Annotated in this window: 24 protein-coding genes; 7 read left to right on the top strand and 17 right to left on the bottom strand. The window is 63.4% G+C overall.

Annotation, left to right across the window (positions count from 1 at the left end; genetic code table 11):
- Positions 1 to 140: 140 nt before the first annotated feature.
- Together phoR and phoB are read right to left on the bottom strand one after the other, a co-directional pair.
- Positions 141 to 1,406 carry a phosphate regulon sensor histidine kinase PhoR gene (gene phoR, locus ASF66_RS17840; protein ID WP_236707127.1) on the bottom strand — a complete coding sequence of 422 codons (1,266 nt, stop codon included), beginning with the start codon at positions 1,404 to 1,406 and terminating at the stop codon, positions 141 to 143.
- A 71-nt stretch (positions 1,407 to 1,477) separates the two neighbouring features.
- Entirely contained in the window at positions 1,478 to 2,167 is a 690-nt protein-coding gene (gene phoB, locus ASF66_RS17835; protein ID WP_043192154.1) for a phosphate regulon transcriptional regulator PhoB, read from the bottom strand.
- Positions 2,168 to 2,311: 144 nt separating this feature from the next.
- Between phoB and ASF66_RS17830 the strand changes: the two genes are divergently transcribed.
- A complete protein-coding gene (locus tag ASF66_RS17830; protein WP_056844802.1) occupies positions 2,312 to 2,707 on the top strand; it encodes a COG4315 family predicted lipoprotein in 396 nt (131 codons plus the stop codon).
- A gap of 39 nt (positions 2,708 to 2,746) precedes the next feature.
- Here the strand turns inward: ASF66_RS17830 and ubiA are convergent, their stop codons facing one another.
- Both ubiA and ASF66_RS17820 read right to left on the bottom strand, forming a co-directional pair.
- The gene (ubiA, locus tag ASF66_RS17825; protein ID WP_056844801.1) at positions 2,747 to 3,637 is read right to left on the bottom strand and encodes a 4-hydroxybenzoate octaprenyltransferase; all 891 of its coding nucleotides are present in this window, start codon (positions 3,635 to 3,637) and stop codon (positions 2,747 to 2,749) included.
- The gene (locus ASF66_RS17820; RefSeq protein WP_056844800.1) at positions 3,637 to 4,182 is read right to left on the bottom strand and encodes a chorismate--pyruvate lyase family protein; all 546 of its coding nucleotides are present in this window, start codon (positions 4,180 to 4,182) and stop codon (positions 3,637 to 3,639) included. The genes ubiA and ASF66_RS17820 overlap by 1 nt, the downstream gene beginning before the upstream one ends.
- 181 nt (positions 4,183 to 4,363) lie before the next feature.
- Between ASF66_RS17820 and ASF66_RS17815 the strand changes: the two genes are divergently transcribed.
- From ASF66_RS17815 to ASF66_RS17805, 3 genes are all read left to right on the top strand, one after another.
- Positions 4,364 to 4,531 carry a rubredoxin gene (locus tag ASF66_RS17815; RefSeq protein WP_049860547.1) on the top strand — a complete coding sequence of 56 codons (168 nt, stop codon included), beginning with the start codon at positions 4,364 to 4,366 and terminating at the stop codon, positions 4,529 to 4,531.
- Positions 4,532 to 4,749: 218 nt separating this feature from the next.
- Positions 4,750 to 5,022, top strand: coding sequence for an HU family DNA-binding protein (locus tag ASF66_RS17810; RefSeq protein ID WP_049860380.1), 273 nt, complete (start codon positions 4,750 to 4,752; stop codon positions 5,020 to 5,022).
- A gap of 173 nt (positions 5,023 to 5,195) precedes the next feature.
- Positions 5,196 to 5,567, top strand: coding sequence for a hypothetical protein (locus ASF66_RS17805; protein WP_049860379.1), 372 nt, complete (start codon positions 5,196 to 5,198; stop codon positions 5,565 to 5,567).
- A gap of 16 nt (positions 5,568 to 5,583) precedes the next feature.
- On the opposite strand, the gene ASF66_RS17800 is transcribed toward ASF66_RS17805, so the two are convergent.
- From ASF66_RS17800 to exbB, 6 genes are all read right to left on the bottom strand, one after another.
- Positions 5,584 to 6,981 carry an aminoacyl-tRNA deacylase and HDOD domain-containing protein gene (locus tag ASF66_RS17800; protein WP_056844799.1) on the bottom strand — a complete coding sequence of 466 codons (1,398 nt, stop codon included), beginning with the start codon at positions 6,979 to 6,981 and terminating at the stop codon, positions 5,584 to 5,586.
- Between the two features lie 88 nt (positions 6,982 to 7,069).
- Positions 7,070 to 9,145: an ATP-dependent DNA helicase RecG gene (gene recG / locus ASF66_RS17795; RefSeq protein ID WP_056844912.1), complete on the bottom strand. Its 2,076-nt coding sequence runs from the start codon at positions 9,143 to 9,145 to the stop codon at positions 7,070 to 7,072.
- A complete protein-coding gene (locus ASF66_RS17790; protein ID WP_049860377.1) occupies positions 9,142 to 10,068 on the bottom strand; it encodes a hydrogen peroxide-inducible genes activator in 927 nt (308 codons plus the stop codon). Before ASF66_RS17790 ends, recG begins: the two co-directional genes overlap by 4 nt.
- 93 nt (positions 10,069 to 10,161) lie before the next feature.
- Positions 10,162 to 10,905 carry an energy transducer TonB gene (locus ASF66_RS17785; protein ID WP_049860376.1) on the bottom strand — a complete coding sequence of 248 codons (744 nt, stop codon included), beginning with the start codon at positions 10,903 to 10,905 and terminating at the stop codon, positions 10,162 to 10,164.
- The gene (exbD, locus tag ASF66_RS17780) at positions 10,902 to 11,327 is read right to left on the bottom strand and encodes a TonB system transport protein ExbD (protein ID WP_043192170.1); all 426 of its coding nucleotides are present in this window, start codon (positions 11,325 to 11,327) and stop codon (positions 10,902 to 10,904) included. Before exbD ends, ASF66_RS17785 begins: the two co-directional genes overlap by 4 nt.
- A gap of 3 nt (positions 11,328 to 11,330) precedes the next feature.
- Positions 11,331 to 12,290: a tonB-system energizer ExbB gene (gene exbB / locus ASF66_RS17775; protein ID WP_056844798.1), complete on the bottom strand. Its 960-nt coding sequence runs from the start codon at positions 12,288 to 12,290 to the stop codon at positions 11,331 to 11,333.
- Between the two features lie 196 nt (positions 12,291 to 12,486).
- Here exbB and ASF66_RS17770 point away from each other — a divergent pair, with 196 nt between their 5' ends.
- Positions 12,487 to 13,338, top strand: a complete 852-nt coding sequence (locus ASF66_RS17770) for an SDR family oxidoreductase (RefSeq protein ID WP_056844797.1) — start codon at positions 12,487 to 12,489, stop codon at positions 13,336 to 13,338.
- An 18-nt stretch (positions 13,339 to 13,356) separates the two neighbouring features.
- Here the strand turns inward: ASF66_RS17770 and ASF66_RS17765 are convergent, their stop codons facing one another.
- The 6 genes from ASF66_RS17765 to ASF66_RS17740 form a co-directional block, all read right to left on the bottom strand.
- Positions 13,357 to 14,091, bottom strand: a complete 735-nt coding sequence (locus ASF66_RS17765) for a hypothetical protein (protein ID WP_056844796.1) — start codon at positions 14,089 to 14,091, stop codon at positions 13,357 to 13,359.
- 59 nt (positions 14,092 to 14,150) lie between these two features.
- Positions 14,151 to 14,531, bottom strand: coding sequence for a RidA family protein (locus tag ASF66_RS17760; protein ID WP_049860371.1), 381 nt, complete (start codon positions 14,529 to 14,531; stop codon positions 14,151 to 14,153).
- A 31-nt stretch (positions 14,532 to 14,562) separates the two neighbouring features.
- Complete coding sequence (spoT, locus tag ASF66_RS17755; protein ID WP_049860370.1) at positions 14,563 to 16,674, bottom strand: bifunctional GTP diphosphokinase/guanosine-3',5'-bis pyrophosphate 3'-pyrophosphohydrolase; 2,112 nt, start codon at positions 16,672 to 16,674, stop codon at positions 14,563 to 14,565.
- Positions 16,675 to 16,737: 63 nt separating this feature from the next.
- Entirely contained in the window at positions 16,738 to 17,001 is a 264-nt protein-coding gene (rpoZ, locus tag ASF66_RS17750; RefSeq protein WP_043192179.1) for a DNA-directed RNA polymerase subunit omega, read from the bottom strand.
- A 97-nt stretch (positions 17,002 to 17,098) separates the two neighbouring features.
- Entirely contained in the window at positions 17,099 to 17,719 is a 621-nt protein-coding gene (gene gmk / locus ASF66_RS17745; protein ID WP_049860369.1) for a guanylate kinase, read from the bottom strand.
- A gap of 12 nt (positions 17,720 to 17,731) precedes the next feature.
- Entirely contained in the window at positions 17,732 to 18,595 is an 864-nt protein-coding gene (locus ASF66_RS17740) for a YicC/YloC family endoribonuclease (protein ID WP_049860368.1), read from the bottom strand.
- Positions 18,596 to 18,760: 165 nt separating this feature from the next.
- On the opposite strand from ASF66_RS17740, the gene rph reads away from it, so the two are divergent.
- Complete coding sequence (gene rph, locus ASF66_RS17735; protein WP_049860367.1) at positions 18,761 to 19,483, top strand: ribonuclease PH; 723 nt, start codon at positions 18,761 to 18,763, stop codon at positions 19,481 to 19,483.
- A gap of 363 nt (positions 19,484 to 19,846) precedes the next feature.
- Here rph and ASF66_RS17730 read toward each other — a convergent pair whose 3' ends face one another.
- Positions 19,847 to 20,626 carry an exodeoxyribonuclease III gene (locus tag ASF66_RS17730; protein ID WP_043192186.1) on the bottom strand — a complete coding sequence of 260 codons (780 nt, stop codon included), beginning with the start codon at positions 20,624 to 20,626 and terminating at the stop codon, positions 19,847 to 19,849.
- Between the two features lie 82 nt (positions 20,627 to 20,708).
- Between ASF66_RS17730 and pyrE the strand changes: the two genes are divergently transcribed.
- Positions 20,709 to 21,350, top strand: a complete 642-nt coding sequence (pyrE, locus tag ASF66_RS17725) for an orotate phosphoribosyltransferase (RefSeq protein ID WP_056844795.1) — start codon at positions 20,709 to 20,711, stop codon at positions 21,348 to 21,350.
- Positions 21,351 to 21,397 lie beyond the last annotated feature (47 nt).

Here is a 21,397-nt window from a genome sequence, read left to right as displayed (position 1 = left end):
TTTGGCAATGTAACGGCTGGACGGGCCCTTGCCTAGGGGGTGTGCTGATAAGGCAGCCATATGCAGCGTTCTCCCAACACACCGCAGCGTCTGCTTCGCGGCCGATGACCGCCCCCCCGACAGGATCGCGCCCTGCGCGGTTACCGAACCACCACCTGTACCAACGAGAAGTGACACGTGAAGATACTGCCATGGCCCGGCACGCTGCTGATCTCCAGCGTGGCCCGATGGCGAAGCAGCACGTGCTTGACGATGGCCAGCCCCAGCCCGGTGCCACCGGTGTTGGAGGCCCGGCTGGAGTCCACGCGATAGAAGCGCTCGGTCAGGCGGGGCAGGTGCTTGGCATCGATGCCGATCCCCGAATCCTGTACCCGCAGATGGGCGCCCTGGGCGTCGGTCCAGGAGCGTACGCGGATGGTCCCCTGTTCCGGCGTGTATTTCACCGCGTTGAAAATCAGGTTGGAAAACGCGCTGCGCAGTTCGGCCTCGCTGCCCTTGAGCAGCACCTCGTTTTCGATGTCCAGGCTGATCGTCTGGTTGCGCGGCCCGGACAGTGCCCGGGCGTCGCTGACGATACTGTGCAGCAGAGCCGTGACCGCTACCGGCAGGTTGTCCGAGGGGTAATCGGTGGCTTCCAGCTTGGCCAGCAACAGCAGGTCGTTGAGCAGGGTCTGCATGCGCACGCCTTGCTGCTCCATCTGTTGCAGGGCCCGGGTCCAGCGCGGGTTCACGTCCTCGACGTTGTCCAGCAGGGTCTCCAGGTAGCCGGTGATCACGGTCAGCGGCGTGCGCAGCTCGTGGGACACATTGGCCACGAAATCCTTGCGCATCTGTTCCAGCTGATGGATGCGGGTCACGTCGCGCACCAGCATCAGGTGTTCGTTGTTGCCATAGCGGGTGATCAGAAATTGCACACGCAGACGGTCATTGACCGGCGAGGGAATCTCCAGCGGCTCGGCGTACTGCTCCTGGGCGAAGTATTCCTTGAAGCGCGGATGGCGGATCAGGTTGGTCACCGGCTGACCACTGTCCTGTGGGGTCTTGAGGCCCAGCAGGGTCTCGGCCGCGCGGTTCCACCATTCCAGGTTGCCGTCGGCATCGAGCATGATCACGGCATCGCGCAGAGCCGCAGTGGATTCCTGCACGCGATCGATCACGGCCTGCAGACGCCCGCGCGCGCGCTGATCGCGGCGCTGCATGTGATAAATGCTGTCGAACACCTCACCCCACAGGCCATAGCCGTCGGGCGGCGGTTGATCCGGCTGGTGCTCGCGCAGCCAGCGGTGCAGACGCAGCAGTTGTTTGAGCGTCCAGGCCAGGTACACCGCCAGACCCAGCGCCAGACACCAACCGTAATGGCCGGTGATCAGCCCGACCAGCAGGCATCCCGCGACCAGCAACAGCATGTGACGCACGAGGGTGGCATACCAGTCTTGTTTCACGTATCGCGCATCCTATGCTGTGAAAACCTGCCGGTTCAGCTCTTGGTGGAAAAGCGGTAACCGGTGCCGCGCACGGTTTGTACCAGATTTTCGTAGGCGTCGCCCAAGGCCTTGCGCAGCCGACGGATGTGAACGTCCACGGTGCGCTCCTCGACGTAGACATTGCCGCCCCAGACCTGGTCGAGCAACTGCCCGCGAGTGTAGGCACGCTCCTGGTGGGTCATGAAGAACTGCAACAGACGGTATTCGGTAGGCCCCATCTCGGCGGGCTTGCCGTCGATGGTGACGCGATGGCTGATCGGATCCAGCAACAGACCACCGACCTCTATCGGCGATTCGCCATCGCTGGGGCCGGCGCGACGCAGTACGGCCTTGAGCCGGGCCACCAGTTCGCGTGGCGAGAACGGCTTGGTGATGTAGTCGTCGGCACCGACTTCCAGCCCCTGGATCTTGTTGTCTTCCTCGCCCTTGGCGGTGAGCATGATGATCGGGATATCGCCGGTCAGCTCGTCGCGCTTGAGCCGGCGCGCCAGTTCGATGCCCGAGGTGCCGGGCAGCATCCAATCGAGCAGGATGAGATCGGGTTTGCGGTCGACGATGATCGCATGGGCCTGCTGCGCGTTTTCCGCCTCGAAGCTGTCGTAGCCTGCCATTTCCAGGGCTACGGCGATCATTTCGCGGATCGGTGCCTCATCGTCGACGATGAGAATGCTCCTGCCAGCCATTGTGCAAACCTCTTGTCATTACCCTGTCATGCGCCGCATTAGATAACGCAATTATTGCAGTCGTGTGACAGCTGCTCGAGCGTATCAAGTTATTCAGACTGTACTAAGCTGTAAATCCCTGTTCATTGATGACGAGAGGCACCCATGAAGACTCGTACGACTTCGGCCTGGACGGCCCTGTGTGGCGCCCTGGCGCTGACGCTGTCCGGCTTGGCCATGGCCGCCGACCACCCGCGCCTGGAGCCGGGCAAGGCGTTCGTCGACAGCCGCGGCATGACGCTCTACACCTATGCCGAAGACGAAGACGGCAAGTCGACGTGCAACGCCGACTGCGCGAAGAACTGGCCGCCGCTGATGGCCGACAAGGGTGCCGCCGACGACGGCGACTGGACCGTGATCAGCCGCGACGACGGCAGCCTGCAGTGGGCCTACATGGGCAGCCCGCTGTACACCTACAAGGCTGACAAGAAGCCTGGCGACACCAGCGGTGACGGCAAGAAAGACAACGCCTGGCAGGTCGCCCGTCCCGTCGAAGACTGAACTGCACACCTCGATCCGGCGCGACGGCCAGGGAGGGCGTCAGCGCAGGGCGTAGTCGAGCACGATGCCCAGGAAGATCGCCAACCCTACCCAATGGTTGTGCAGGAACGCCCTGAAGCAGGCCATGCGCTCGCGCTCGCGGGTATGCCACCACTGCCAGGCGAAACATAGCGCGGCCACCGCCAGGCCCGCGTGGAACCAGCCGCCGAGGCCGAACCGTGCGCCGGCCAGCAGCAGGCAGGCCAGGGCCAGCCCCTGCAGGATGACAATGATCAGGCGATCGGCGGCGCCGAACAGGATGGCGGTGGACTTCACCCCGATGCGCAGGTCGTCATCGCGGTCGGTCATGGCGTAGTAGGTGTCATAGGCCACTGTCCACAGCAGATTGGCGATCCACAGCAGCCAGGCGGCCGCTGGCAACTCGCCGGTTTCGGCGGTGAATGCCATCGGCATGCCCCACGAGAACGCCATGCCCAGCACCACCTGCGGGTAGTAGGTGTAGCGTTTCATGAACGGATAGCTTGCCGCCAATATCAAGCCGCCTACCGACAGGCCGATGGTCTGGGCATTGGTACACAGCACCAGCACGAAACTGATGCCGACCAGCACGGCGAAGAACACCAGCGCTTCCTTGCTGCTGATCTTGCCGCTGACCAAGGGCCGCGCTTCGGTCCGCTTGACGTGGCCATCGACCTTGCGGTCGGCGAAGTCGTTGATCACGCAACCAGCCGCGCGCATCAGCACCACACCGGCGACGAAGATGACCAGATTGGCCAGCGAAGGCCTGCCTTCCCCGGCGATCCACAGCGCCCACAGGGTCGGCCACAGCAACAGGTAGACGCCGATGGGCTTGTCCATGCGCGTGAGCTGAATGAAATCCCAGGCGCGCGGGTTCAGCCTGTTCAGCGACTTGAGCATGCTCTGGTACATCAACGGTGCTCCACTGGGTTTCGAACGGCTTGCCACACAGGCGGCAGGAAGACTTCGGCGACCAGCACCGCCAGCGACCCCCGGTCGAAACGCGAGCGTCTGGCCCACAGCCCCTCGCAGGCCTGCTGGGCGGGCAGCCACCGGGCCGGGTAGCGGCAGGTCTGAATGGGACCACGAACGAAGGCCGGGTCGCAGAACAGCAGCTCGCCCAGCGAACGGTTGCCCAACGCCTGCAGGTCCAGGTCGCTGGCCTGCAGGCTGCTGCGCGCCGCCACGCTGCGGGCGAACACCCAGGGCTCGCCATGGCCGAGCAGACAGACCTCGCGTACCCAACCCTGGCTGCCTGACGGCACATCCAACGCCAGGCATTCTTCATCACGCAGCGGTTGCCAGTCCTGCAGCAGCACGTGGACGCCGAAATGGTCATCGCTGAGCTGAATCAAACGGCGGGTCAGGGAACCTGGGTCGAACAGCCAGTCGCGTACCAGCGGGTCGGCGTCGGCCAGGCATTGCCAATCGGGGGAGGGGAATCCTGAATGGGGCACGGTAGTGAATCGGGTCGGCTGGAAAGACGTCGACTTTATCATGTTTGCCGGTGCCGATTGGCCGTTCCCGCCTGATGAAGCTTGCATCGCGCGGCGTTGATCAGTACAAACCGCGAGAGCCGGGCGACAACGTCTTAACCATCGAGCGCCCGCCAGATCGCCTGAATACCGAGGGGAAATGATGAAGAAGTGGCAATGTATCGTCTGTGGCTTGATCTATAACGAAGCCGACGGCTGGCCCGAGGATGGCATCGCTGCCGGCACCCTTTGGCAAGACGTGCCCGAAGACTGGCTGTGCCCCGACTGCGGCGTGGGCAAGATGGATTTCGAAATGATCGAAATCGGTTGATGGTGACCCGCATTCGGGTGCCGCATTGCCGATAGGCGCCGTTCTGTCGGAATAACCCGCACTTTGCCGTAACAAACCCGTGGCAGACACTGGCGCGCCCTCGTGCAGCGTGCCATTCTCACTCCGTCTGCCGCAGCGTAGAGCCTGCGGCGAGTTGGGCGTTGCCGTCCACCAGGCAGTCGCCAATAAAAACAAAAACCGCCATAAGAGGCTTCACCATGCGTAAACCAGAGCTCGTAGATGCCATTGCTGAAAAAGCGGACCTGACCAAGGAACAGGCCAACCGCGTCTTGAATGCCGTACTCGAAGAAATCACTGGCGCATTGCACCGCAAGGACAGTGTCACTCTGGTAGGTTTCGGCACCTTCATTCAGCGCCACCGCGGCGCCCGCACCGGCAAGAATCCGCAGACCGGCGAGCCGGTGAAGATCAAGGCCAGCAATACCGTTGCCTTCAAGCCTGGGAAGTTTCTCAAGGACAGTGTGAACTGATCCACCTGGCACCGCGCTGCTCAGCGCCGCCCGCCATGGCACCCGGTCCGCCGGGTGCCTGCGACATACCTGCCGCCATAACGGCCAGATAGCCTGCCCCGCCTTAGCCGGGCTGCCTTGACCGGGCCATTGCCGGTACACTCGCCGCCACTTTCCCGCGCCGAGACTTCGCCATGAAATTCCGCTTCCTGCTCTGGGCCATGGGCCTGATGATGGCCCGCGCCAGCCGCAACAACCCAGCCTTCGCCCAGCAGCTCAAGGACAAGGACCTGGTATTTCAGTTGCAGACACTGGACGGCAAGATCGCGCGGCACTTCATCGTCCGCGATCAACGGGTGAGCAGCCGCAGCGGCAGCGTGGAACAGCCGGCCTTCGCGATTGCCTTCAAAGACGCCAAGTACGGCTACGACACCCTGCAGGCCAGCAACAAGCAACTGGCGTTCATGCAGGGCATTCAGGACAAGCACATCCAGATCAAGGGCAATCCGGCGCTGGTCGTGTGGTTCCAGGGCGCGATGAAATACCTCAAGCCCAGAAAGCGCTGAGGTCACCGCGCACCTGTCAGTCGAACTGGTGGGCCAGCTCGCGCAGCAGTGCTTCGGCTTCCAGCACTTTACTGACTACCGCTTCGGCCTTGTCTCGGCTCAGTTCCAGGCGCTCGAACAAGGCATCCGGAATGTGCTGATCGCCGCTGCCGATGCCGCGGCTGCGCAACAGGCGAATGGCCAGGCACACCAGATTGGCGTAGGCGGCGTGCTCGCCGGTGTAGCTGGGGTCGTGCTGGAACCGTAGCGCGGTGCTCAGTTCTTCCGGCATTTCCCAGTAGCGCATCAGCCAGGCGCCCATCTGCTCTCGCGTCACGCCCAGCAGATGCTGTTCGATGAAATCATGCTGCAGGTGCGGATTGACCTCGAGATGACGACAGATCAGCTGGAAATGCGGCGGAAACAGGTGAGCGAGTAGCAGATAGCCGAAGTTGTGCAGCAAGCCGGCCAGGTAGGTGAGGCCTGCTTCCGGGCGGCTGGCCCGAGGCATGGCACGGGTCAGGCCTTCGATCACTGCAGCCACATAAATGGACTGATGCCAGTGTGGCGTGGCCTGACGCGGATGATCTTTGGGCATGTTCAAGGTCTTGCCCAAGGCCAGACCCAGCGCCAGATTGATTACCAGATCGAAACCCAGCACGCGAACGATGGCGTCCTCCACCGAACGGATCTTGCCCGGTGAGGCGTAATAAGGTGACGCGGCCCAGCTGACCACCTGCGCAGCCAGCGCCGGATCGGTTTCGACCACGCCGGTGATGTCGTCGATGGTGGCATTGGGATCGACGCGCAGCTTGATGATCTTCTGTGCCGTGGTTGCCAGGGGAGGAATCTCGATGGTCGATTCCAGACGCTGTTGGATACGCCGTGCGGTGAAATTCTGCACCGCGCGGGTGATTTCCTTGCCGTCGTCATCGGGACGATCCAGGTTGGGACGGACATTGGCCAAGGGTTGGCCAAAAGAGCCGGAACTGGCTTTGGTCAGCATCTTGCGGAAATCATCGCCGCTCAGTTCGAACCACCCGCCGGGTTCGCCGGAGCTGACCAGCAACGTGGGTTCGAGCATCAAGCGCTCGTCGTACAGGCACGGCGAACTGGTCAGGATCGGCAGGCCCGGCAGCAAGGCCAGCTGGTGCTTGCCCAGCATAGCGGTCAGGCGTTCCTCGGACACGGCCGTGAGCTTGCGCCCGGTCAGCTCGGTCAAGCGATTCAGGTCCAGCAACTGACTCTGGGGAAACAGCACCATGAGTGCCCCGACCTCATCGGCCAGCAGAACCGCCTGGATCGTGCGGCCGGCATCGGCGGCGGTCACCCGTCGCGCATCCACCGCGGTCCAGGCGATGCCCGAATCGTTGAGCATCTTCTGGATCACGGAGGGGACGGGCGAAGTGACGGCTTCCAGCGCAAGTTCATTCATGGTCTGCATCCATTGTCCTACATTCGCCTCAGTATACTCAGCTTGCCCAGGAAACCGAGACCTGTATCACACAAGTTTCTGGGGCGCTTCAGACCTGACCGTATTGCTGCCCATGCCGCAGCCAGCGCTCGAGCAGCGGCGTGACATGGCCGGGCCAGCGTTCGATGAGCACCTGGGCCGCTTCGCGTACCGCCGGCAGCAAGTCGGCGTCGCGCATCAGGTCGGCGACCTTGAACTGCAGCAGGCCCGTTTGCCGGGTGCCCAGCATCTCGCCGGGACCGCGCAGCTGCAGGTCCTTTTCGGCAATCACGAAGCCGTCGTTGGTTTCGCGCATGATACCCAGCCGTTCCCGACCGATCTGCGACAGGGGCGGGTGGTAGAGCAATACGCAGTGGCTGGCGGCGCTGCCACGACCGACGCGTCCACGCAGCTGATGGAGCTGGGCGAGCCCCAGGCGTTCCGGGTTCTCGATGATCATCAGGCTGGAATTGGGCACATCCACCCCGACTTCGATCACGGTGGTGGCCACCAGCAGTTGCAGATCGCCGGCCTTGAACCAGGCCATGACCTCGGCCTTTTCGGCAGGCTTCATGCGCCCGTGGATCAACCCGACCCGCAGCTCACCCAAGGCCAGGGTAAGCTCTTCGAAAGTACTTTGCGCGGCCTGGCAGGTGAGCTCTTCGGACTCCTCGATCAAGGTGCAGACCCAATAGGCCTGGCGACCTTCGGCGCAGGCGGCGCGTACCCGCTCCACCACCTCGGGGCGGCGGCTGTCGGCCACCAGCACGGTGTTGACCGGCGTACGCCCGGGCGGTAGTTCGTCGAGTACGGAGGTGTCGAGGTCGGCGTAGGCACTCATCGCCAACGTCCGCGGGATCGGCGTAGCGGTCATGATCAGCTGGTGCGGACACATCGTTCCGCCCACACCTTTCTGCCGTAACGCCAGGCGTTGCTGGACGCCGAAGCGGTGTTGCTCATCGATGATCACCAGGGCCAACCGGGCGAACTGCACCTCGGCCTGAAACAGGGCGTGGGTACCCACCACCATCGGCGCGCCACCGGCGATACGCTCGAGTGCACCGACCCGTGCCTTGCCCTTGAGCTTGCCGGCCAGCCAGGCCACTTCGATACCCAGCGGTTCGAGCCAGCGCTGGAAGGTGATGAAGTGCTGCTCGGCGAGGATCTCGGTCGGCGCCATCAGCGCCACTTGATAACCCGCCTCCAGTGCCTGCAAGGCGGCCAGGGCCGCCACCACGGTCTTGCCGGCACCGACGTCGCCTTGCACCAGGCGCAGCATCGGCTCGGGCTGGCTCAGGTCGTAGGCGATTTCCGCACCCACCCGACGCTGTGCTCCGGTGGGTGCAAACCCCAGGTTGTCCAGGTAGCGCACCGGCAGGTCCCGGGCCAGCGGCAGGGCAGGCGCGCGTTGGGCGCGCAGGCTTTCACGCAGGCGCTGCTGGGACAGCTGATGGGTCAGCAGCTCTTCGAAAGCCAGCCGGTGCTGAGCCCAGTGATGACCCACCGCAAGCTCTTCGAGGTCGGCATCCGGCGGCGGGCGGTGCAGGTAGCGGATCGCTTCATCCAGAGGGGCCAGTTGGTGCTCGCGCGCCAGCTCCAGCGGCAACCAGTCGGGCAGGCTGCGCGGCCCTAGCAGGTCGAGGGCCTGCTGCGACAGCTGGCGCAAACGCTGTTGGGTCAGGCCTTCGGTGGTCGGGTAGATCGGCGTCAGGTTCTGCTCGACCGGGATGTCCTGCTCCCCGGTCAGGACGCGGTATTCGGGGTGGTAGATCTCAAGTCCCGAGGCGCCGGGCCGTGCTTCGCCATAGCAGCGCACATGTGTGCCGCGCTTGAGCGCTTCCTTCTGGGCATTGCTGAAATGATAGAAGCGCAGGCTCAGCGAGCCACTGCCATCGCCCAGGCGCACCAACAGGCTGCGGCGCTTGCCCATGGACACGTCGGCACCGCTGACCACCCCCTCGATGACCGCATCCTGGCCAGGGCGCAACGCCCCGATCGGGACTACCCGGGTGCGGTCCTGATAGCGCAGGGGCAGGTGGAACAACACATCCTGGAGGTTTTCGAGACCCACCTTGGCGAGTTTTTCCGCCATCGCCTCGCCCACGCCCTTGAGCGCAGTGACCGATACCTGAGCCAGCTCGGTCATGGCGCGTCGCGGCCCACCGGCTTGGCCACCGAGCACAGACGGATCGAATCGGCGAGGATCTCGATGGCCTTGGGCCGAGGAAAGCTGGCGCGCCAGGCGATCGCTACGGTACGGAACGGCGTCGGTGGGGTCAGTGGCCGCACTTCGATGACGCCAGGCGCGTAGTGATGGCTGTCGACGGCCGACAACGGCAGGATCGAAACACCCAGGCCGGACGCGACCATGTGCCGAATGGTTTCCAGCGAGCTGGATTCGACGGTGGTGTGCTTGGCGCCTTCCGAGCCCTTGGTCAGGGTCGGGCAGGCTTCCAGAACCTGATCTCGGAAACAGTGGCCTTCACCCAGCAGCAGCAGGCTCTTGTCGTTGAGCAGGCCCGAGTCGATGGTTTCCTTGCGCGTCCAGGGGTGGTCCGCCGGCATCAGCACGTAGAACGGCTCGTCATAGAGCGGCAGGGTCAGTACATCGGCTTCGTTGAACGGCAGGGCGATGATCACCGCGTCCAGCTCACCATTGCGCAGCTTGTCGCGCAGGATGTGAGTGAAGTTTTCCTCGATGTACAGCGGCATCTGCGGCGCCACGCGGTGCAGTTGCGGGATGAGGTGTGGGAACAGGTACGGGCCGACGGTATAGATGGCGCCGACCTTGAGCGGGGCGGTGAGCTGGTTCTTGCCGGCCTGAGCCAGTTCGCGGATACCCTGGGCCTGTTCGAGCACCTTCTGTGCCTGAGCCACGATGCCTTCGCCGACCGGGGTCAGGCGCACGGCGCTCTTGCTGCGCTCGAAGATCAGCACGCCGAGCTCGTCCTCGAGCTTCTTGACGCCGACCGAGAGAGTGGGCTGGCTGACATGGCAGCGCTCAGCCGCGTGGCCGAAGTGTTGCTCCTGAGCCAGGGTAACGATGTAGCGTAATTCTGTGAGGGTCATAACGTGCGTCCATGAAGTTGCAAGCCCAGCATAGCGGCTGCAACCGATAGACGCACGTTATCAACGGCGCTGAAACGCATCAAATTATGCGAATCAGCGCTTGTCCAGCGAGTAAACGAAGGGCGCGACCACTTCCAGACTGCCATTGACCAGAATCTCGGCCGGTGGCTTGGGCAACGGTTGCGCTCGACGGATCATCTCCATGGTCGCGCGGTCCAGTGCCGCGCTGCCTGAACCTCCAGCCAGGGAGTACGACAGTACCCGGCCTTCGGCGTCGACCACGAAGCGCAAGCGGTTGACCCCGGTCATGCCACGACGGCGCGCGTCTTCGGGGTACTTCTTGTACTTGGCCAAGTGGCGCAGCAGATCGCCTTGCCAGCTGGGCAGTGCGTTGCTGTTGGACGGCACGCTGGGGGCGGGCGCTGCCGGCTTGGCCGGTTGTGGCGGCGCCGGACGGCTGTCCACGGTCTGCTCGGCCGGTGGTTGCTCCTTGGGCGGCTCGGGCTTCTTCTCGACCTTGGGCGGCTGCGGTTTGGGCTTGGGCTTGGGCGGCGTCGGCTTGGGCACCGAGATCGTCGGCTTGGGCGCTTCCGCCAGCTTGGGCAATGGATCCTCGACCACCGGCTCAGGCGGTGGCGGCGGCGTGACGACCTGCGGCGGCGGAGGGGGCGCAGGTTCGGGCAGCGGCGCCATCTCCACCATCATGGCCTGCGGCGGCAGCTCGATGGGCTGCGGCGCGGGCCAGTTCAGGGCAACCACGATGGCCGCAGCGTGCACGCCGAGGACGACCGCCAGGCTGGCAACATAACGCGTCGTTTTCTGGCGCGTGGTGATCATTGCTTGGCTGCCGTCTCGAGGCCGACCAGGCCTACCTTCAGGTAGCCCGCGCCGCGCAGGGTGTTCATCACTTCCATCAGGTCGCCGTAATCCACGCCCTTGTCGGCCTGGAAGAAGATGGTCGTGTCCTTGTTGCCGTGAGTCTTGGCATCGAGGATCTGGCCCAGCTGCGTACGCTCGACCTTGTCGTCACCCACGTACAGGTTCTGGTCGGCCTTGACGCTGAGGAACACCGGCTTTTCAGGCCGCGGCGCCGGCTTGGCGGTCGAGGCGGGCAGGTCGACCTTGATGTCCACCGTCGCCAGGGGGGCTGCGACCATGAAGATGATCAGCAGCACCAGCATGACGTCGATGAACGGCGTCACGTTGATTTCATGGTTCTCGGCGAGATCATCGCCGCCTTCGTTCAGGTGCAGGCCCATAGGTCAGCCCACCTTGACCATCTGCGGCTGAGCTGCGCGCTCGCCTGGCTGGTGATCGAGGTCACGGCTGACCAGCAGCAGCACCTGTGCCGAAGCGTCCGAGACCTGCGCCTTGTAGCCGGCGATGGAGCGGGCGAAGACGTTGTAGATGACCACTGCCGGGATGGCCGCGACCAGGCCCAGTGCGGTGGCGAGCAGGGCTTCGGCGATGCCGGGTGCGACCACGGCGAGGTTGGTGGTCTGGGTCTTGGCGATGCCGATGAAGCTGTTCATGATGCCCCACACGGTGCCGAACAGGCCAACGAAGGGCGCCGTGGAACCGATGGTGGCCAGCACGCCGGTGCCCATGCTCATGTTGCGACCGCAGGCGGCGACCAGACGCTCGAGACGGAAGCTGACCCGCTCCTTGATGCCTTCACGTTCGCGCGCGTTGGCCGACAGGTGCATCTCTTCGAGGGCATCGTGGACCAGCAGGTTGGCCAGGGTGCCTTTGCGCGAAGCGGTTTCGCTCGCCTGCTTGAGGGTGGCGGCTTTCTTCAGCGCGGCGATTTCACCCTTGAGGCGACGCTTGGCGCCCAGCAGCTCGAAGCCCTTGGCGATCCAGATGGTCCAGGTGATGATCGAGGCGATGGCCAGACCGATCATCACGGCCTTCACCACGATGTCCGCGTTCTGGTACATGCCCCACGGCGACAGGTCGTGACCCATGCCCAGGGTGGTGTCTTCGACCAGCGCCTGCTCGGCCGGCGCGGGTTGCTCGGCGCTCGCCGCAGGTGTGGCGGCGGGCTGCGATGCCGGTGCGGCTTGCGCAGGCGCTGCAGTCGCGTTACTGGCAGGTGCATTGCTCGGCGCAGTGGCGTCGGCGAATGTCAGCGGAGCGATGGCCAGGCCCAGCAGCAACGCTGCAATGGCACTCCACGCGCGTGGCTGGCTTGGCGAAGCGGAAGGGTGTTTGCGAATCATGCTGGCCGGACCTGAGAAGAGAAAGAAAAGGGGTGCATGTTCTTCAAGGCCTCGCGAAAGACCGAGAACAGATTGGGGCGGTATTATTGCAAGTAATTCTTGTTAGCAAAAGTAATAATGTAACTTATTTAATACCGCTGGCCGCAAAACCTCGGGTAAGGGTAGGCTCGGAGCCTGACTTTCAGGAACCTTGCGCATGACTTCACCCACTGTATTGATCGCCGGTTGCGGCGATATCGGCAGTCGCGTCGCCCGCCGCCTGTTGGCATCGAACTGGCGCGTGCACGGTCTGCGTCGGCACATCGAGCAGTTGCCTGACGGTGTACTCGGCGTCGCTGCCGACCTGCACCAGGCGCAGTGCCCTGAGGCCTGGCCACGCGAGCCCGTGGATTACCTGCTGTATTGCGTGGCCGCCACGCAACACGACGAGCCGGGCTATCAAGCCGCCTATGTCGACGGCTTGCGCCATGTATTGAGCTGGCTGGCAGAGCACCGGCAGACGCCCAGACGCCTGTTCTTCGTCTCCAGCAGTAGCGTGTATGGACAGAGCGAAGGGGAATGGGTTGATGAAACCTCGCCGGTAACGCCCAGCGGGTTTTCCGGGCGCCTGATGCTCGAAGCCGAGCAACTGGCATTGAGTGCGCCTGAACCGGCGACCGTCGTGCGCCTGACCGGCATCTATGGGCCCGGTCGCGAGCGTCTGGCCGGGCAGGTACGCGAGGGTTATCAGGTCGCGTCGCAGCCGCCGCTGTACGGCAACCGCATTCATGCCGACGATGCCGCTGGGCTTTTGACGTTTCTGCTGGAAGCGGATGCTCGGGGCGTCGGGCTGGATGACTGCTACATAGGCGTCGACGATGCCCCGGCCCCGTTGCACGAGGTGGTGGATTGGCTGCGCACGTATCTGGACGTCACCCAGCGCTCGCAGACCCAGAGCATCCGCCGCACCGGTTCAAAGCGCTGCAGCAATGCGCGTGCACGTGCCCTGGGCTGGACGCCGCAGTACCCCACCTATCGGGAAGGGTATGCGGCCTTGCTGAGCCGGTAGCCTCGCCTCGTCCCGGTGCTACTTGCTGAGCAACCAGCGCCGGGTGCCGGGGACCAGGTTGGGCATTTCATCGTCCTGGGCCTGGTTGAGCGCCTGCAGGATTTCCAGCTGATTGCCGTTGCGACGGAAGATGAAGGCATTGCCGCGCTGTTGCTGTTCCAGCCACATGCTGTCGAACTCGCCGCTCATGGCCGCGCAGTCACCCGCCAGGCACAACGCGTATCGATCCAGGCCCGCCAGGCCATCGATGCGTCCGTCGGGCAGGAAATGAGCCACGCCGCCCTGGCCTGGGCCCTCGACGACTTTCCAGTCGCCGCCCATGTAGGCGGTGTACAGCGCCTGCTCGAAGGTCGCGCCCACCGGCGTGTCCGCACGCGCCGGGGTGGCCGACTTGCTGAACGTTTGCACCGGGGTGTTATCGCTCGCTGCTTGTTGCAGGGTAGCGCCGTCGATTTTCAGGGTGTCTTCACCGTTGCCGTAGAAGTCCACCTTGAATTGGCCATCGGCCTGGGGCACCAGCTTGCCTTCGCCCTCTTCGAAGCCATTGCTGAAACGAGCCTGACCGGCCACGGTGTCGATCGACCATTCCAGTGTCGGGCCGTTGGCCAACAGCGCCTGGCGCAGGCTTGCGCCCTTGGCGGCGGCATCGATGGCTTTCTGATTGATCCAGACGCCGTTGGGGTCGACGTTTTCGTGGCTGGCGCAGCCGCCCAGAAGCAGGGCGGCCAGAGATAGGGCGAGCGCGTGACGCATGAAGGAAGTCCTTGCTGGCGAATGGCGCTGCAGACGATTGCCGCAGCGCGCGGGGCGGCTTATTCGATGACCAGGATAGCGTCCATTTCAACCTGCGCGCCCTTGGGCAGGGCGGCAACGCCAATGGCGGCGCGGGCAGGGTAAGGCTGCTGGAAGTAGCGGCCCATCACTTCGTTGACGGTGGCGAAATGGCTCAGATCGGTCAGGAAGATGTTGAGCTTGACGATGTCCTTGAACGAACCACCAGCAGCCTCTGCCACTGACTTGAGGTTCTCGAACACCTGCACGGTCTGAGCCTCGAAGCCTTCGACCAGCTCCATGGTGGCAGGGTCCAGTGGAATCTGGCCGGACATGTAGACGGTATTGCCAGCCTTGATGGCCTGGGAGTAGGTACCGATGGCGGCAGGTGCCTTGTCGCTGGTGATTACGGTCTTGGTCATGAACAGCTCCTTGAAATGAAGGTTCCGCGCCTCAGGCACGCACGCGCGTGAGGCGGGTGACGCCAGCCAGGGCGCGCAGTTTCTTGATGACGCGGGCCAAGTGGACGCGATCGTGCACGCTGACCACCAGCTGGACCACGCTGATGCGGCCATCGCGTTCGTCCATGCTGATCTTCTCGATGTTGCCGTCGGCGGCGTTGACGCTGCTGGCCAGCAACGCGATCAGGCCGCGCTGGTGCTCGAGTTCCACGCGCAACTCGACGTTGAACTCGCCGGTGACGTCCTTGGCCCAGCCCAATTGGATGCATTTTTCCGGGTTGTGGCGGATTTCGCTGATGTTGCGGCAGTTTTCCAGGTGAACCACCATGCCCTTGCCCGCCGACAGGTGACCCACGATCGGATCGCCGGGGATGGGCGTGCAGCATTTGGCATAGCTGAGCACCAGGCCCTCGGTACCGCGAATGGCCAGCGGCCCTTCGGGGCTGGGCAACTGCTCGCCGCCATCGGTCGCCAGCAGGCGTCGTGCCACGACATAGGCCATGCGGTTGCCCAGGCCGATGTCTTCGAGCAGGTCTTCGATCAGCTCCAGGCGGTACTCGGCCAGCATGGCTTGAACGCGCTCGGCAGGAATCTTGTCCAGCGCACTGTCGAAACCGTTGAGCACCTTGTTCAGCAGACGTTCGCCCAGGTTCACCGATTCCGAGCGGCGTTGCAGCTTCAGGGCATGGCGAATATGGGTGCGGGCCTTGCCGGTGACCACGAAGTTGAGCCAGGCCGGGTTGGGGCGTGCGCCGGGTGCACTGACGATTTCCACCGTCGAACCGCTCTGCAGCGGCTCGGACAGCGGCGCCAGGCGTCGGTTGATGCGGCAGGCGATGCAGCTGTTGCCCACGTCGGTATGCACCGCATAGGCAAAGTCCACCGCCGTGGAACCCTTGGGCAGCTCCATGATGCGGCCCTTGGGCGTGAACACGTAGACCTCGTCCGGAAACAGGTCGATCTTCACGCTCTCGATGAATTCCAGGGAGTTGCCGGCACGTTGCTGCATTTCCAGCACACCCTTGACCCACTGACGGGCACGGGCGTGGGTGCCCTTGGGTTGCTCGTCGTCGCTGGACTTGTACAGCCAATGGGCGGCGATGCCGTTGTTGGCCATCTCTTCCATTTCACGGGTGCGGATCTGGATTTCGATCGGTACGCCGTGCATGCCGAACAAGGTGGTGTGCAGCGACTGGTAGCCGTTGGCCTTGGGAATCGCGATGTAGTCCTTGAAGCGGCCTGGCAGGGGCTTGTACAGGTTGTGCACGGCGCCCAGCACGCGGTAGCAGGTGTCGACCTTGTCGACCACGATGCGGAAGGCGTACACGTCCATGATCTCGTTGAAGGCACGGCGCTTGCCGCGCATCTTCTTGTAGATGCCATAGATGTGTTTCTGGCGACCGCTGACATCGCCTTCGATGCCATCCACCGAGAGGCAATGGGCCAGGGAATTTTCGATCTTGTTGACCAGTTCCTTGCGGTTGCCGCGGGCGCGCTTGACCGCCTGGTAGATGCGCGCCGAGCGCATCGGGTACATGGCCTTGAAGCCCAGGTCCTCGAATTCGACGCGCACGTTGTGCATGCCCAGCCGGTTGGCGATGGGCGCGTAGATTTCCAGGGTTTCCTTGGCGATGCGCCGACGCTTCTCGCCGGACAGCACTTCGAGGGTGCGCATGTTGTGCAGGCGGTCGGCCAGCTTGACCAGGATCACACGGATGTCCCGGGCCATGGCCATGGCCATCTTCTGGAAGTTTTCCGCCTGAGCCTCGGCCTTGGTCTCGAAGTTCATCTGAGTCAGCTTGCTGACCCCGTCGACCAGATCGGCCACGGTTTCGCCGAACTGGGCACTGAGTGCTTCCTTGGCGATACCGGTGTCTTCGATCACGTCGTGCAGCATGGCCGCCATCAGGCTCTGATGGTCCATGTGCATGTCGGCGAGAATGCCTGCCACCGCCAGCGGGTGCGTGACGTAGGCTTCGCCGCTGCGACGGCGTTGGCCGTCGTGGGCTTGTTCGGCGTAGAAGTACGCTCGGCGGACCAGGTTGACCTGTTCCTTGCCGAGGTAGGTCGACAAGCGATCGGCGAGGGCGTCTATGCTCGGCAAGGGGAGACCTCCTGCCGATGTGGGATAGAACCTCGCGCCGTACAGCGTCGACCAGGCATGGACTTAGACGGCCTCGTTGGCCTCGTCTTCGAATGCTGCGAAGAGGGGTTCGTCTTCAACGATTTCAGCTTCAGCGATAGCAGCATAGTCGATCAGGCCTTCGGCGATTTCACGCAGGGCTACCACGGTAGGCTTGTCATTTTCCCACGCCACTTTCGGCTCTTTGCCGCCGGTCGCCAGCTGGCGAGCGCGTTTGGTGGAGAGCATGACCAGCTCGAAACGGTTATCCACGTGTTCTAGGCAGTCTTCAACGGTTACGCGGGCCATGGTCTTCCTCGTAGCAAATGCGATTATGCGCGCGGCCCGGATGGGCGAGCGGACTCGATAGTTTAAAAAATCACCAGCGTTTAGGGAAGCTTTGTTTTCAGGCGAGCAGTTCGGCCAGCAAAGCGCCGTGCTTTTGCTGCTGTGCCTGCTGCTGCAGGCGGTTGGCGCGAAACACCGCTTTGAGGTCTTCCAGGGCCGAGGCAAAGTCGTCGTTGATGATCAGGTAGTCGTATTCGACATAGTGGCTCATCTCGCTGACCGCTTCGCGCATGCGCGTCTCGATGATCTCGTCGCTGTCGGTACCGCGGTTGGTCAGACGCTGGCGCAGCGCCAGTTGCGAAGGCGGCAGAATGAAGATCGAGCGTGCCGATGGCATCAGCCGACGCACTTGCTCGGCGCCCTGCCAGTCGATTTCCAGGATCAGGTCGTGACCTTCGTCGAGGGTCTGCTGCAGATGGCTCTGGGACGTGCCGTAGAGGTTGCCGAACACTTCGGCCTGCTCCAGGAAGTCGCCGTGGCCGATCATGTCGATGAAGGTTTCGCGGTCGACGAAATGATAGTTCACGCCACAGACCTCGCCCGGACGCATGGCGCGGGTGGTGTGCGAGACCGAGACGCGAATGGATGGCTGGGCGTCGATCAGGGCCTTGACCAGGCTGGTCTTGCCCGCGCCCGAGGGAGCCGAAACGATGTAAAGGGTGCCGGTGCTGTGGGTCATGAAAGGGTGGCCTTACTCAATGTTCTGCACTTGTTCACGCATCTGCTCGATCAACACCTTGAGGTTGACGGCAGCCTGCGTACTGCGTGGGTCGAAGGCTTTGGAGCCCAGGGTGTTGGCTTCGCGGTTGAGTTCCTGCATGAGGAAATCCAGGCGTCGGCCGGCGGCGCCGCCGGCCTTGAGCACGCGCCGCACTTCGGTGACGTGGGTGGTCAGGCGGTCGAGTTCTTCGGCCACATCGCTTTTCTGTGCCAGCAGGACCATTTCCTGCTCCAGGCGCTGCGGGTCGAGTTCGGCCTGCAGGTCGGCGCAGCGGTCGAGGATCTTCTGCCGTTGCGCGCTGAGCATCTGCGGCACCAGGCTGCGCAAGGTGGCGACCTCGCTGCTCATGGCATCGAGCCGGTCATTGATCAGCCGGGCCAGTTCGGCGCCTTCGCGTACGCGGCCGGCCTTGAGCTCGGCCAATGCCTGTGCGAACAATTCGTTGGCCGCCGTGCTCAGGGCTTGAGGATCGCTGGCGTCGGCCACCAGCACGCCGGGCCAGGCCAGTACTTCCAGTGGGTTGAGCGCAGCAGGCTGCTTGATCAGAGCGGCAACGGTCTCGGCGGCGGCAATCAATTGCGTGGCGCGTTCGCGATCGACCTGCAAGGGCTGGCCGCTGGTGTCCTCGGTGTAGCGCAGGGTGCATTCGACCTTGCCGCGCGACAGGCCCTGGCGCAGTGCTTCGCGCACCGAACCTTCGAGGTCGCGCAGGGCCTCGGGCAGGCGCAGATGCGGTTCCAGATAGCGATGGTTGACCGAGCGCAGCTCCCAGCTCAGGGTGCCTTGGGCCGCGGCTCGTTCGCAACGCGCGAAGGCGGTCATGCTGTGCACCATGGGGGAGAAACCTCGCAGACGATGGACGATGAATCGAGGCGCGGGATTGTAGCGCAACCTGGCGCCGGCTCCCAATGCTGGCGCGATCTGCGGGGGCGGGACGGGCAATTCATGGTCGAACGCCCTATAATGCCCGCCAGATTTGAGTCCAGTACAGGTATCCCGATGAAACGTCCAAGTGGTCGCGCCGCCGATCAGCTCCGCTCGATCCGCATCACTCGCAACTACACCAAGCACGCCGAAGGGTCTGTCTTGGTAGAGTTCGGCGACACCAAGGTGATCTGCACCGTCAGCGTCGAAAACGGCGTGCCGCGCTTCCTCAAGGGGCAGGGCCAGGGTTGGTTGACCGCCGAATACGGCATGCTGCCGCGCGCCACCGGCGACCGTAACCAGCGTGAAGCCAGCCGTGGCAAACAAGGCGGCCGTACCCTGGAAATCCAGCGCCTGATCGGCCGCTCGCTGCGTGCGGCGCTGGACATGAGCAAGCTGGGCGACATCACGCTGTACGTCGACTGCGATGTCATCCAGGCCGACGGTGGCACGCGGACCGCGTCCATCACCGGTGCCATGGTGGCGTTGGTCGATGCCTTGAAGATGGTCAAGAAGCGCGGCGGCCTGAAGGGCGGCGATCCGCTCAAGCAGATGATTGCTGCCGTGTCGGTGGGCATGTACCAAGGCGAACCGGTCCTGGACCTCGACTATCTGGAGGACTCCGCTGCCGAGACCGACCTCAACGTGGTGATGACCAGTACCGGTGGCTTCATCGAAGTGCAGGGCACCGCCGAAGGCGCGCCGTTCCAGCCGGCCGACCTCAACGCCATGCTGGCACTGGCCCAGCAGGGCATGGAAGAGATCTTCGCCCTGCAGAAAGCTGCCTTGGCCGAGTGACGAAAGCCCTTTGTGGATGCGGGCTCTACATAAGGCTGGCCTCCTATTAGGGCTAGCCTCCTATAAGGCTGGCCATAGGGTTGGCTTTCTGTGAAGGCAGGCTCTGTGTGGGAGCGGGCTCTGCCCGCGAATGCAGGCACTGCGGTGCGTCAGACGGACCGCAGGGCCTGCATTCGCGGGCAGAGCCCGCTCCCACAGAGATTGCGCTGCCTTTGTAGCGGCGCATGTGGTCTGTCTGATTCACCGCAGCGCGGCCTCCGCGGGCAGAGGCTCGCCGCCCGCCCCGCTCCCACAGTGTCCAAACTCTGCAAGAAGCCCACAAAAAAGCCGACCTCGCAAGGTCGGCTTTTTTGTGCCTGGCGATCAGATCGTCAGGGTCCAGTCGTAGTCCACGATGAGTGGCGCGTGCTGGGAAAAGCGGGGCTGGCGTGGCAGGCGCGCGCTGCGCACGAAGCGTCGCAGGCCTGGGGTCAGCAGCTGGTAGTCGAAGCGCCAGCCCAGGTTGAGCATCTCGGCCTGTTCGTTGTCGGGCCACCAGCTGTACTGGTCGCCTTCGCGACTGACTTCGCGCAGCGCATCGACATAGCCCATGTTGCCGACGATTTCGTCCATCCAGGCCCGCTCGGGTGCCAGGAAGCCGGGCGACTGCTGGCTGTCGCGCCAGTTCTTGATGTCGAGTTTCTGCTGTGCAACATACAGCGAACCACAGTAGATGTATTCGCGACGCTTGCGCCGTTGCTTGTCCAGGTACTTGCCGAAGTCGTCCATGAGCTTGAACTTCTGGTTCAGGTCTTCATCGCCGTTCATGCCCGAAGGCAGCAGCAAGGTGGCAATACTGAGTTTATCGAAATCTGCCTGCAGATAACGCCCGTAGCGGTCGGCTGTCTCGAAGCCCAGCCCACTGATGACCGCCTTGGGTTGCAACCGCGAGTAAAGCGCCACACCGCCCTGGGCTGGAACTTCTGCATCGCACGCATAAAGGAAGTAGCCGTCCAGTTGGAAGGCGGCGTCGTCCAGTTCAAAGGCGGAAGCACGGGTGTCCTGCAAGCAGATGACGTCGGCATTCTGGGCCTGCAGCCAACTGAGCAACCCGCGCTCGACTGCCGCCTGAATACCATTGACGTTCACACTGATGATCCGCATACATGGCCCCAAAAATCTTGTGCGTGTATGATACCCGAGCTCTACCTAATTAGCTAAATCCGTGGTATCCGGGACTTTTTCGATGCAGGCCTATCAGCGCGACTTCATTCGTTTTGCAATTGATCGAGGCGTTCTGCGTTTCGGCGAATTCACCCTGAAATCAGGGCGTACCAGTCCTTATTTCTTCAATGCCGGCCTGTTCAACACCGGTGCCGCGCTGGCCGAACTGGCGCGCTATTATGCCGCAGCCATCGTCGACAGCGGCATCGCTTTCGACGTCCTGTTCGGGCCCGCCTACAAGGGTATTCCCCTGGCCGCTGCCACTTCGGTGCAACTGGCCGAAAGGCATCAGCTGGACGTGCCCTGGTGCTTCAACCGCAAGGAAGCCAAGGCGCATGGCGAAGGTGGCAGCCTGGTCGGTTCGCCCCTGGCCGGCAACGTGCTGATCATCGACGACGTGATCACTGCCGGTACGGCCATCCGTGAAGTCATGCAGATCATCCAGCAGCAGAACGCGACCGCGGCAGGGGTAATGATTGCCCTCAATCGCCAGGAGCGTGGCAATGGCGAGCTTTCGGCCATTCAGGAAGTGGAACGTGACTTCGGCGTGCCCGTGGTCAGCATCGTTTCGCTGAATCAAGTGCTGGAATTCCTCACCGACGACGCGCAGCTCAAGCAGCATCTGCCGGCGGTCGAAGCCTATCGTGCGCAGTACGGTATCTAGTCACGTGCGATGGCGTGCGGTGGTGGTCGCAGCGTTCGGCCTGCTGC

The organism is Pseudomonas sp. Leaf129 (genome assembly GCF_001423465.1).
Taxonomy (GTDB): Bacteria; Pseudomonadota; Gammaproteobacteria; order Pseudomonadales; family Pseudomonadaceae; genus Aquipseudomonas; species Aquipseudomonas coleopterorum.
This window is presented reverse-complemented; position numbering and strand designations above follow the sequence as displayed.

Excerpts from the sequence above, each read along its gene's own strand:
- ASF66_RS17730 (WP_043192186.1), bottom strand. The coding sequence starts at position 20,626 with ATGCGGATCATCAGTGTGAACGTCAATGGTATTCAGGCGGCAGTCGAG.
- gmk (WP_049860369.1), bottom strand. The coding sequence starts at position 17,719 with ATGACCCACAGCACCGGCACCCTTTACATCGTTTCGGCTCCCTCGGGC.
- ASF66_RS17740 (WP_049860368.1), bottom strand. The coding sequence starts at position 18,595 with ATGGTGCACAGCATGACCGCCTTCGCGCGTTGCGAACGAGCCGCGGCC.
- ASF66_RS17805 (WP_049860379.1), top strand. The coding sequence starts at position 5,196 with ATGAAATTCCGCTTCCTGCTCTGGGCCATGGGCCTGATGATGGCCCGC.
- recG (WP_056844912.1), bottom strand. The coding sequence starts at position 9,145 with ATGACCGAGCTGGCTCAGGTATCGGTCACTGCGCTCAAGGGCGTGGGC.
- ASF66_RS17760 (WP_049860371.1), bottom strand. The coding sequence starts at position 14,531 with ATGACCAAGACCGTAATCACCAGCGACAAGGCACCTGCCGCCATCGGT.
- ASF66_RS17770 (WP_056844797.1), top strand. The coding sequence starts at position 12,487 with ATGACTTCACCCACTGTATTGATCGCCGGTTGCGGCGATATCGGCAGT.
- ASF66_RS17790 (WP_049860377.1), bottom strand. The coding sequence starts at position 10,068 with ATGACCCTCACAGAATTACGCTACATCGTTACCCTGGCTCAGGAGCAA.
- exbD (WP_043192170.1), bottom strand. The coding sequence starts at position 11,327 with ATGGGCCTGCACCTGAACGAAGGCGGCGATGATCTCGCCGAGAACCAT.
- rph (WP_049860367.1), top strand. The coding sequence starts at position 18,761 with ATGAAACGTCCAAGTGGTCGCGCCGCCGATCAGCTCCGCTCGATCCGC.
- ASF66_RS17800 (WP_056844799.1), bottom strand. The coding sequence starts at position 6,981 with ATGAATGAACTTGCGCTGGAAGCCGTCACTTCGCCCGTCCCCTCCGTG.
- phoR (WP_236707127.1), bottom strand. The coding sequence starts at position 1,406 with ATGCTGTTGCTGGTCGCGGGATGCCTGCTGGTCGGGCTGATCACCGGC.
- ubiA (WP_056844801.1), bottom strand. The coding sequence starts at position 3,637 with ATGTACCAGAGCATGCTCAAGTCGCTGAACAGGCTGAACCCGCGCGCC.
- rpoZ (WP_043192179.1), bottom strand. The coding sequence starts at position 17,001 with ATGGCCCGCGTAACCGTTGAAGACTGCCTAGAACACGTGGATAACCGT.
- ASF66_RS17765 (WP_056844796.1), bottom strand. The coding sequence starts at position 14,091 with ATGCGTCACGCGCTCGCCCTATCTCTGGCCGCCCTGCTTCTGGGCGGC.
- exbB (WP_056844798.1), bottom strand. The coding sequence starts at position 12,290 with ATGATTCGCAAACACCCTTCCGCTTCGCCAAGCCAGCCACGCGCGTGG.
- ASF66_RS17815 (WP_049860547.1), top strand. The coding sequence starts at position 4,364 with ATGAAGAAGTGGCAATGTATCGTCTGTGGCTTGATCTATAACGAAGCC.
- ASF66_RS17785 (WP_049860376.1), bottom strand. The coding sequence starts at position 10,905 with ATGATCACCACGCGCCAGAAAACGACGCGTTATGTTGCCAGCCTGGCG.
- ASF66_RS17830 (WP_056844802.1), top strand. The coding sequence starts at position 2,312 with ATGAAGACTCGTACGACTTCGGCCTGGACGGCCCTGTGTGGCGCCCTG.
- phoB (WP_043192154.1), bottom strand. The coding sequence starts at position 2,167 with ATGGCTGGCAGGAGCATTCTCATCGTCGACGATGAGGCACCGATCCGC.
- pyrE (WP_056844795.1), top strand. The coding sequence starts at position 20,709 with ATGCAGGCCTATCAGCGCGACTTCATTCGTTTTGCAATTGATCGAGGC.
- ASF66_RS17810 (WP_049860380.1), top strand. The coding sequence starts at position 4,750 with ATGCGTAAACCAGAGCTCGTAGATGCCATTGCTGAAAAAGCGGACCTG.